Genomic DNA, 8,489 nt, shown 5'->3' with positions numbered 1-8,489 from the left:
TTCGGCTTCAAATCACCCGACGCCCTCATCGCCCTCGCCATGCTCAGCCTCGGCGGCCACAAACCAGTACTCCCCGGCCGGGTTTAACCCACGGTTACGCCAGGAGAGCCGAGATTCTGTTCTAAAAATCCGCATTCGCCGGGTTTCACCCCGTTCCGGGCAGAATCTCCGTCGAATTCGTTCGGAGACGGAGTTGTTGGCGGAGTGGCGGGCCAAGTGGCGGGCAGGGCTCTGCTACGCGAGGGGAACGGGGGTGATGCCGAGCGGGGCGAGTGCCGCGGCACCGCCGTCTTCCGCAGTCAGAACCCAGATGCCGTCCTTGTGCACGGCCACGGTGTGCTCCCAGTGCGCGGCGGCGCGTCCGTCGCTGGTGGCGACGGTCCAGTCATCCTCGCGCACGTACGTCTCGATCGATCCGAGCACGACCATCGGCTCGATCGCGACGACCAGGCCGGGCTTGACGTCCGGGCCCTTCTGGCGCACCCGGTAGTTGAACACCGGCGGGGCCTCGTGCATGGACCGGCCGATGCCGTGGCCGACGTAGTCGGTGAGGATCCCGTAGTCGCCCTGGGAATCGACGTAGTCCTCGATGGCGTCGCCGACCTCGTTGAGGTGGCGCGCCACGGCCAGCCGGGCGATGCCGTGCCACAGCGACTGCTCGGTGACATCGGACAGCTTCTGGCGTTCGGCCACCTCGGCGGGGCGGGCCGGATCCGGAATCACAAAGCTGAACGCGGCATCGCCGTTCCAGCCGTCGATGATCGCGCCGCTGTCGATCGAGACGATGTCGCCGGCCGCGAGGACGCGGGCGCCGGGGATCCCGTGCACCACGTCGTCGTTGACCGAGGCGCACACCGTGTGGAAGTAGCCCTGCTCGAGCTTGAAGTTCGGCAGTCCGCCGCGCGCGACGATGGCCGCCTCCGCCGCGGCATCCAGTTCGAGCGTGGTCGCGCCGACCCGGATGGCAGCGCGGGCCGCATCCAGAGATGCGGCCGTGGCGAGCCCCGGGGCGATCATCAGCCGCATCTGCGCCGGCGACTTGTAGATGGAACGTCGAAGGCTCATGAGTATCTCTGCAAACTGATTGGGACGTGCGGATGGGTGGTACCGGTCGAAGACAGGCCGGATGGCGCAACCAGACGGTTGCGCCATCTCGGTCAGGTGGTGCTGGCTGCCTCTTCGGTGGCGTTCAGGCCGCGCGCGGCCAAGGCAGCGAGGATGCGCCCGGTCACCTCGTCCACGGCGCCCAGGCCGTCGACGGTGACGACGAGGCCGCGGGAGCCGTACAGGTCGATCAGGGGTGCGGTCTGCTCTTCGTAGACCGACAGGCGGTGACGGATGACGTCGGCCGTGTCATCCGCGCGGCCCTGCTCGGCGGCACGCTTCAGCAGACGCGCGACGACCTCTTCGGTGTCGGCGACGATCAGGACGACGGCGTCGAGGGCGGTCCCGTCGGCTTCCAGCAGACGGTCCAGCTCCTGAACCTGATCAGCGGTGCGCGGGTAGCCGTCGAGGAGGAACCCCGCCACAGCGTCGGCCTGCTTCAACCGGTCGGACACGATCTCGTTGGTGAGGGAATCCGGCACATAGGCGCCGGCATCGATGAACGCCTTGACCTTGACGCCCAACTCGGTGTTGTTCTTCACGTTGAAACGGAAGATGTCGCCGGTCGAGATGGCCGGCACGGCAAAAGCCTCGGACAGCCGCTCGGCCTGGGTGCCCTTGCCCGCGCCAGGCGGGCCGATCAGGAGAAGACGAGTCATCGGAGCAGCCCTTCGTAGTGGCGCTGTTGGAGTTGCGAATCGATCTGTTTGACCGTCTCGAGCCCGACGCCGACGATGATCAGGATGCTGGCGCCACCGAACGGGAAGTTCTGGTCGGCACCGATCGCGGAGAAGGCGATCAGAGGCAGCAACGCGATCAACCCCAGGTACAGGGAACCGGGCAGCGTCACCCGGGTGAGAACGAAGTCCAGGTATTCCGCGGTCGGCCGACCGGCGCGAATGCCTGGGATGAATCCGCCGTACTTCTTCATGTTGTCTGCGACCTCTTCAGGGTTGAAGGTGATCGCGACGTAGAAGTAGGTGAATCCCACGATGAGGAGGAAGTACATCGCCATGTAGAGCGGGTGGTCGCCCTTGGTCAGGTTGTTCGTCACCCAGGTGACCCAGGCGGCCGGGGACTGGCCGGCGGCGGGCTGGTTGAACTGGGCGATCAGGGCGGGGAGGTACAGCAGCGAGGACGCGAAGATGACGGGCACGACACCGGCCATGTTCACCTTGATCGGGATGTACGTGTTATTGCCGCCGTAGGTGCGTCGGCCGACCATCCGTTTGGCGTATTGCACCGGGATGCGACGTTGCGACTGCTCAACGAAGACGACGGCTGCCACCACGAGCAGCCCGATCGCGAGCACGATCAGCAGGACGTCGATGCCCTTCTGCTGGCCGATCGCGCCGAGCGAGTTCGGGAACCGGGCCGCGATCGAGGTGAAGATCAGCAGCGACATGCCGTTGCCGATGCCGCGTTCGGTGATGAGTTCGCCCATCCACATGATGATTCCGGTGCCAGCTGTCATGGTGATGACCATGAGCAGGATGGCGTACCAGGAGTCGTTGGTGAGCAGCTGAGAACACTCGGGGCTGGCGGACGTGCCGAACAGGGCGCCGCTGCGGGCCACCGTGATGAGCGTCGTCGACTGGAGGATGCCGAGGGCGATCGTGAGATAACGCGTGTACTGGGTCAGTGTGCTCTGCCCGGACGCGCCCTCTTTGTAGAGGGTCTCGAAGTGTGGGATGACCACGCGCAGCAACTGCACGATGATCGAGGCCGTGATGTACGGCATGATGCCGAGCGCGAACACCGACAACTGAAGCAATGCGCCACCGCTGAACAGGTTGACGAGCTCATAGAGGCCGCTGGTTCCCTGGTTCGCGGCCAGACACGCTTGCACGTTCTGGAAGTCAACGAATGGTGCAGGTACGAACGAGCCCAGTCGGAACAGGGCAACGATCCCCAGGCTGAATCCGATCTTCTTGCGAAGGTCGGGTGTGCGGAATATCCGCGCGATGGCGCTGAACACAATGCCTCCAGTTAATAACGTGAAAAACGAGCTTGTCGAGACCAGCATCGAAAGATTTCGATTGGTGGCCTCGACAAGCTCGCTCAGCGTCTACGGACTTACTTGATTGAGCCACCCGCAGCGACGATCTTCTGCTCTGCTGAGCCGGAGACCTTATCCACTGCAATGTTCAGCTTAACCGCAATGTCACCATTGCCGAGAACCTTGACCTTCTCGTTGTCACGAACAGCACCCTTGGCGACCAGGTCGGCGATGGTTACATCGCCCCCGTTCGGGTAGAGCTCCGCGAGCTTGTCCAGGTTGACAACCTGGTACTCGACGCGGAACGGGTTCTTGAACCCGCGCAGCTTCGGGGTGCGCATGTGCAGAGGCATCTGCCCACCCTCGAAGCCGATACGCACGTTGTAGCGCGCCTTCGTGCCCTTGGTACCACGACCGGCAGTCTTACCCTTGGAGCCTTCACCACGACCGACGCGCATGCGCGACTTCTTGGCACCGGCGGCCGGGCGAAGGTGGTGAACCTTCAGGACCTGCTCGCGCTTTTCGGTCGGAGCAGCCTTCACAGCGACCTTGGCGGCGGCAGCCTTCTTGGGGGCTGCCTTCTTTGCAGTGGCGGGCTTGGCGGCTGCCGTGGCAGCTTCCTTCTCGTCAGCCATTAGTCAATCTCCTCGACCTTTACGAGGTGAGCAACGGTGTTGACGTAGCCGCGGTTCTGCGAGTTGTCCTCGCGAATCGTGACTGCGCCAATGCGCTTGAGACCCAGGCTGCGAAGCGTGTCGCGCTGGTTCTGCTTCTCACTAATTTTGGACTTGATCTGTGTCACTTTGAGGCGAGCCATCAGGCACCTGCCTTTGCTGCTGCGGCAGCTGCTGCTGCTGCGGCGTCGGCGCGCAGGAAACGGGCCGGGGCCACGTCTTCGTACGCGAGCCCACGACGAGCTGCAACCGCACGCGGCTCTTCGAGCTGGTGCAGAGCCTCGACCGTGGCGTGGACGATGTTGATGGTGTTCGACGAGCCGAGGGACTTGCTCAGCACGTCGTGGATGCCAGCGCACTCGAGTACGGCGCGCACCGGGCCACCGGCGATAACGCCGGTACCGGCAGCGGCCGGACGCAGCAGGACAACGCCGGCTGCGGCTTCACCCTGCACGGGGTGCGGGATCGTGAGGCCGACGCGGGGAACGCGGAAGAAGTTCTTCTTCGCTTCCTCGACACCCTTGGAAATGGCGGTAGGCACCTCACGGGCCTTGCCGTAGCCGACTCCGACCAGGCCGTTGCCGTCACCGACGACGACGAGAGCGGTGAAGCTGAAGCGACGACCACCCTTGACCACCTTGGAAACGCGGTTGATGGTGACAACGCGCTCCAGGAACTGGCTCTTGTCGGCGTCGCGGCTGCCGCGATCCTTGTTCGGGTTGCGCTCACGGCCACCACGACGAGCCTCACGAGGCTCGTTCTGCGGCGGCGTCGTGGACGCAGCGGTCTCGACGGGTGCCTCTGCAGCCACCACGTTCTCCTTTGTTGCTGTGTTAGCGGTTTCAGTGCTCACAGGTTCAACCCACCCTCTCGAGCTCCCTCGGCGATGGCAGCGACGCGTCCCGCGTACTTGCTGCCGCCACGGTCAAATACGACGGCTTCGATACCGGCGGCTTTGGCACGCTCAGCGACGAGCTCGCCGACCTTGCGGGCCTTGGCGGTCTTGTCACCATCGAAGGTGCGCAGACCGGTTTCGAGCGTGGACGCCGAAGCAAGGGTGAAACCCTTGCTGTCATCGACGACCTGCACGAATACGTGGCGAGCAGAACGGGTGACGACGAGACGCGGACGAAGCGCAGTCCCCTCGATCTTCTTGCGAAGACGTGTGTGCCTGCGTCCGCGGGCAGCAGCCTTGCTCTTACCTCTAGTTCCGAGACCCATGGTTACTTACCACTCTTTCCGGCCTTGCGGCGAACAATCTCGCCGGCGTAACGCACACCCTTGCCCTTGTAGGGCTCCGGCTTACGAATCTTACGGATGTTGGCGGCGACCTCGCCGACAGCCTGCTTGTCGATACCGCCGACCGTGAGGCGGTTGACGCTCTCCACGGTCAGGGTGATACCGGCGGGCGGGTCGACCAGGACCGGGTGCGAGAAGCCGAGGGCGAACTCGATGGAGCTGCCCTTCTGGGCTACGCGGTAACCGGTACCGACGATCTCGAGGGACTTGGTGTAACCCACCGTCACCCCGATGATCTGGTTTGCGATGAGCGTCCGGGTCAGTCCGTGCAGCGAACGCGAGTTGCGCTCGTCGTTCGGGCGAGTGACGACAACGTGGCCGTCCTCGATCTTGACCTCGATCGGGTTCGCGACGGTGAGCGCGAGCTCGCCCTTCGGGCCCTTGACGCTGACGCGCTGGCCTTCAGCGGTGACCGTGACATCCGTCGGAATCGGGATGGGGAGTCTTCCAATACGTGACATCGTCGACTACCACACGTAGGCGAGAACTTCTCCGCCTACGCCCTTCTTCTCGGCCTGGCGGTCGGTGAGCAGACCGCTGGAGGTGGACAGGATGGCAACGCCGAGGCCACCGAGAACGGTGGGGATTTCGGTCGACTTCGCGTACACGCGCAGGCCGGGCTTGGAAACCCGCTTGATCCCGACGATGGAACGCTCGCGGTTCGGACCGAACTTCAGGTTGAGCGTGAGGGTCTTGCCGACCTCTGCATCCTTGACGTCCCAGGCAGAGATGTAACCCTGAGCCTTGAGGATGTCTGCGATGTTCGCCTTGAGCTTGCTGTGCGGCATGGACACGGTGTCGTGAAACGCCGAGTTAGCGTTGCGCAGTCTGGTCAGCATGTCTGCGACCGGATCTGTCATTGTCATTTGTGGTGCCTTTCTCGCCTGGTTTCGTTCACCCGTTACACGGATGACGACCTTGGTCGTGGTGGGGCTGGACGGTTGTCCAGCCCCGGATTTTTACTACAAGGAGCCAAAGAGCTACTTTACTTGGTGTTTTCGGCTGTCTTGAACGGGAAGCCCAGCGCCTTGAGCAGCGCGCGGCCTTCTTCGTTGTTCTTGGCCGTCGTCACAACCGTGATATCCATACCGCGGATACGGTCGATCCGGTCCTGGTCGATCTCGTGAAACATGACCTGCTCGGTGAGACCGAAGGTGTAGTTGCCGCTGCCGTCGAACTGCTTGTCGCTCAGTCCGCGGAAGTCACGGATGCGAGGAAGAGCAAGGCTCAGGAGGCGGTCGAGGAACTCCCACATGCGGTCGCCACGAAGTGTGACGTGCGTGCCAATGGGCTGTCCTTCACGCAGTTTGAACTGCGCGATCGACTTGCGGGCCTTGGTGACCTGCGGCTTCTGGCCGGTGATCTTGGTGAGGTCGGAAACGGCCCCGTCCATGATCTTGCCGTCGCGAGCTGCTTCGCCGACACCCATGTTGACAACGATCTTGACCAGGTTCGGAACCTGGTGGACGTTGGTGAAGCCGAGGTCCTTGGTGAGCTGGGCGGTGATCTCATCGCGGTACTTCTGCTTGAGGCGCGGCAGGATAACCGGGACGGCTGCTTCGGCGGCTGCAGTTGCAGTGTCAGTCATCAGAGGTCCTTCCCTGACTTCTTGGCGTAACGAACGCGGACCGTCTTGGTGACGCCGTCCTTCGTTACTTCTTCGGTGCGGACGCCGACCTTGGTCGGCTTCTTGGTCTCCGGGTCGACGATGGCCACGTTGGACACGTGAATCGGCGCCTCCATGGTCTCGATGCCGCCGGTCTTGGTGCCGCGCTGGGTCTGGCCGACGCGAACGTGCTTGGTGACGAAGTTGATGCCCTCTACGAGGACACGGTTCTTCTCCACCAGGACAGCGATGACCTTGCCCTGCTTGCCGCGGTCGCCGCCGCGGGCCTGGGTGCGGCCGGTGATGACCTGAACGAGGTCACCCTTTTTGAGTCTGGCCATGATTTAGATAACCTCCGGTGCCAGCGAGATGATCTTCATGAACTTCTTGTCGCGAAGCTCGCGACCGACCGGTCCGAAGATACGGGTGCCGCGGGGGTCACCTTCGTTCTTCAAAATCACTGCGGCGTTCTCATCGAACTTGATGTACGAACCGTCTGGACGACGGGTCTGCTTTTTGACGCGAACGACAACGGCTTTGACGACGTCGCCCTTCTTGACGTTTCCGCCCGGGATGGCGTCCTTGACCGTGGCGACGATCGTGTCGCCCAGTCCGGCGTAGCGACGGCCGGAGCCACCGAGAACGCGAATGGTCAAGAGCTCCTTGGCACCGGTGTTGTCGGCAACCTTGAGTCGTGATTCTTGCTGAAGCACTTTTTAACTCCTTCTATCAAGTAAGCGCGAGGCCTACTTGGCCTTCTCGAGGATCTCGACCAGGCGCCAGCGCTTGGAAGCGCTGAGCGGACGGGTCTCACTGATCAGGACCAGGTCGCCGACGCCGGCGATGTTCGCCTCGTCGTGAGCCTTCAGCTTGGACGTACGGCGGATGACCTTGCCGTACAGGGGGTGCTTCACGCGGTCTTCGACCTCGACAACGATGGTCTTTTCCATCTTGTCGCTGGTCACGTAACCACGCAGCGTCTTGCGGTAGCCGCGAACGAGAGCCTCAGCCTCGACAGCGACGACCTTTGCGTCAGTCTTCGCCATGACTAGGCCTCCTTCGTCTCGTCGGCGTCAACCGCAGCGGTGTCCTCAACGGACGCAGCTGCAGGCTTGGCCTTCTTGGTCTTCTTCTCAGCCTTGGCCGGAGCCTCGACAGGCACGGGAGTCGGGCGAATGCCCAACTCGCGCTCACGGAGAACCGTGTAGATGCGAGCGATGTCGCGCTTGACCGCGCGGAGGCGGCCGTGGCTTTCGAGCTGGCCGGTGGCCGACTGGAAGCGAAGGTTGAAAAGTTCTTCCTTCGCCTTCTTCAGCTCGTCGAACAGTCGCTCATTTTCAAAAGTGTCGAGCTCGACCGGGGCGAGCTCCTTGGATCCGATCGCCATTATGCGTCGCCCTCCTCGCGCTTGATGATGCGTGCCTTCAAGGGCAGTTTGTGAATTGCGCGGGTCAGCGCTTCCTTGGCAACGATGTCGGTGACACCGCTGAGTTCGAACAGGACACGACCCGGCTTGACGTTGGCGACCCACCACTCGACGGAACCTTTACCGGAACCCATGCGAGTTTCGGCCGGCTTCTTGGTGAGGGGGCGGTCCGGATAGATGTTGATCCAGACCTTGCCGCCACGCTTCATGTGACGGGTGATCGCGATCCGAGCGGACTCGATCTGACGGTTGGTCACATAGGCGGGGGTGAGCGCCTGGATGCCATACTCGCCGAACGACAGCTCGGTGCCACCGGTTGCATGGCCGGTACGGCCCGGGTGGTGCTGCTTACGGTGCTTGACTCTGCGTGGAATCAACATG

The 8,489-nt window shown here is 63.0% G+C and carries 15 protein-coding genes; all 15 read right to left on the bottom strand.

The annotated features are described in order from the left end of the window. Positions 1-234: 234 nt before the first annotated feature. Positions 235-1,065, bottom strand: coding sequence for a type I methionyl aminopeptidase (gene map / locus E3T42_RS12190; RefSeq protein ID WP_134365626.1), 831 nt, complete (start codon positions 1,063-1,065; stop codon positions 235-237). A gap of 92 nt (positions 1,066-1,157) precedes the next feature. Continuing rightward, positions 1,158-1,763, bottom strand: a complete 606-nt coding sequence (locus E3T42_RS12185; RefSeq protein WP_134365625.1) for an adenylate kinase — start codon at positions 1,761-1,763, stop codon at positions 1,158-1,160. Further along, positions 1,760-3,082, bottom strand: coding sequence for a preprotein translocase subunit SecY (gene secY / locus E3T42_RS12180; RefSeq protein ID WP_134365640.1), 1,323 nt, complete (start codon positions 3,080-3,082; stop codon positions 1,760-1,762). The genes E3T42_RS12185 and secY overlap by 4 nt, the downstream gene beginning before the upstream one ends. Positions 3,083-3,180: 98 nt before the next feature. Next, complete coding sequence (rplO, locus tag E3T42_RS12175; RefSeq protein ID WP_134365624.1) at positions 3,181-3,738, bottom strand: 50S ribosomal protein L15; 558 nt, start codon at positions 3,736-3,738, stop codon at positions 3,181-3,183. Next, entirely contained in the window at positions 3,738-3,920 is a 183-nt protein-coding gene (rpmD, locus tag E3T42_RS12170) for a 50S ribosomal protein L30 (RefSeq protein ID WP_174235710.1), read from the bottom strand. Before rpmD ends, rplO begins: the two co-directional genes overlap by 1 nt. Beyond that, positions 3,920-4,591 carry a 30S ribosomal protein S5 gene (rpsE, locus tag E3T42_RS12165; RefSeq protein WP_134365623.1) on the bottom strand — a complete coding sequence of 224 codons (672 nt, stop codon included), beginning with the start codon at positions 4,589-4,591 and terminating at the stop codon, positions 3,920-3,922. Before rpsE ends, rpmD begins: the two co-directional genes overlap by 1 nt. Before the next feature lie 35 nt (positions 4,592-4,626). Then, positions 4,627-4,998: a 50S ribosomal protein L18 gene (gene rplR / locus E3T42_RS12160; RefSeq protein WP_134365622.1), complete on the bottom strand. Its 372-nt coding sequence runs from the start codon at positions 4,996-4,998 to the stop codon at positions 4,627-4,629. 2 nt (positions 4,999-5,000) lie between these two features. Next, positions 5,001-5,537, bottom strand: coding sequence for a 50S ribosomal protein L6 (gene rplF, locus E3T42_RS12155; protein ID WP_134365621.1), 537 nt, complete (start codon positions 5,535-5,537; stop codon positions 5,001-5,003). Positions 5,538-5,543: 6 nt separating this feature from the next. Continuing rightward, the gene (rpsH, locus tag E3T42_RS12150; protein WP_134363327.1) at positions 5,544-5,942 is read right to left on the bottom strand and encodes a 30S ribosomal protein S8; all 399 of its coding nucleotides are present in this window, start codon (positions 5,940-5,942) and stop codon (positions 5,544-5,546) included. Between the two features lie 119 nt (positions 5,943-6,061). Further along, a complete protein-coding gene (rplE, locus tag E3T42_RS12145) occupies positions 6,062-6,664 on the bottom strand; it encodes a 50S ribosomal protein L5 (protein WP_134365620.1) in 603 nt (200 codons plus the stop codon). Then, positions 6,664-7,023 carry a 50S ribosomal protein L24 gene (gene rplX, locus E3T42_RS12140; protein ID WP_134365619.1) on the bottom strand — a complete coding sequence of 120 codons (360 nt, stop codon included), beginning with the start codon at positions 7,021-7,023 and terminating at the stop codon, positions 6,664-6,666. The genes rplE and rplX overlap by 1 nt, the downstream gene beginning before the upstream one ends. Positions 7,024-7,026: 3 nt before the next feature. Next, positions 7,027-7,395: a 50S ribosomal protein L14 gene (gene rplN / locus E3T42_RS12135; protein ID WP_134365618.1), complete on the bottom strand. Its 369-nt coding sequence runs from the start codon at positions 7,393-7,395 to the stop codon at positions 7,027-7,029. Positions 7,396-7,428: 33 nt separating this feature from the next. Then, positions 7,429-7,728, bottom strand: coding sequence for a 30S ribosomal protein S17 (rpsQ, locus tag E3T42_RS12130; protein WP_134365617.1), 300 nt, complete (start codon positions 7,726-7,728; stop codon positions 7,429-7,431). A 2-nt stretch (positions 7,729-7,730) separates the two neighbouring features. Next, positions 7,731-8,069 (bottom strand): 50S ribosomal protein L29, encoded by a 339-nt coding sequence (gene rpmC, locus E3T42_RS17485; RefSeq protein ID WP_134365616.1) that lies wholly within the window; start codon positions 8,067-8,069, stop codon positions 7,731-7,733. After that, positions 8,069-8,488 (bottom strand): 50S ribosomal protein L16, encoded by a 420-nt coding sequence (gene rplP / locus E3T42_RS12120; protein WP_104100963.1) that lies wholly within the window; start codon positions 8,486-8,488, stop codon positions 8,069-8,071. Before rplP ends, rpmC begins: the two co-directional genes overlap by 1 nt. Position 8,489: the final 1 nt, after the last annotated feature.

Origin of the sequence: Cryobacterium sp. TMT4-10 (assembly GCF_004403275.1) — a bacterium.
GTDB lineage: Bacteria > Actinomycetota > Actinomycetes > Actinomycetales > Microbacteriaceae > Cryobacterium > Cryobacterium shii.
This window is presented reverse-complemented; position numbering and strand designations above follow the sequence as displayed.

Bases quoted from the DNA above. Each gene is read 5' to 3' on its own strand.
- map (WP_134365626.1), bottom strand. From the start codon at position 1,065: ATGAGCCTTCGACGTTCCATCTACAAGTCGCCGGCGCAGATGCGGCTG.
- E3T42_RS12185 (WP_134365625.1), bottom strand. From the start codon at position 1,763: ATGACTCGTCTTCTCCTGATCGGCCCGCCTGGCGCGGGCAAGGGCACC.
- rplO (WP_134365624.1), bottom strand. From the start codon at position 3,738: ATGGCTGACGAGAAGGAAGCTGCCACGGCAGCCGCCAAGCCCGCCACT.
- rpmD (WP_174235710.1), bottom strand. From the start codon at position 3,920: ATGGCTCGCCTCAAAGTGACACAGATCAAGTCCAAAATTAGTGAGAAG.
- rplR (WP_134365622.1), bottom strand. From the start codon at position 4,998: ATGGGTCTCGGAACTAGAGGTAAGAGCAAGGCTGCTGCCCGCGGACGC.
- rplF (WP_134365621.1), bottom strand. From the start codon at position 5,537: ATGTCACGTATTGGAAGACTCCCCATCCCGATTCCGACGGATGTCACG.
- rpsH (WP_134363327.1), bottom strand. From the start codon at position 5,942: ATGACAATGACAGATCCGGTCGCAGACATGCTGACCAGACTGCGCAAC.
- rplE (WP_134365620.1), bottom strand. From the start codon at position 6,664: ATGACTGACACTGCAACTGCAGCCGCCGAAGCAGCCGTCCCGGTTATC.
- rplX (WP_134365619.1), bottom strand. From the start codon at position 7,023: ATGGCCAGACTCAAAAAGGGTGACCTCGTTCAGGTCATCACCGGCCGC.
- rpsQ (WP_134365617.1), bottom strand. From the start codon at position 7,728: ATGGCGAAGACTGACGCAAAGGTCGTCGCTGTCGAGGCTGAGGCTCTC.
- rpmC (WP_134365616.1), bottom strand. From the start codon at position 8,069: ATGGCGATCGGATCCAAGGAGCTCGCCCCGGTCGAGCTCGACACTTTT.
- rplP (WP_104100963.1), bottom strand. From the start codon at position 8,488: ATGTTGATTCCACGCAGAGTCAAGCACCGTAAGCAGCACCACCCGGGC.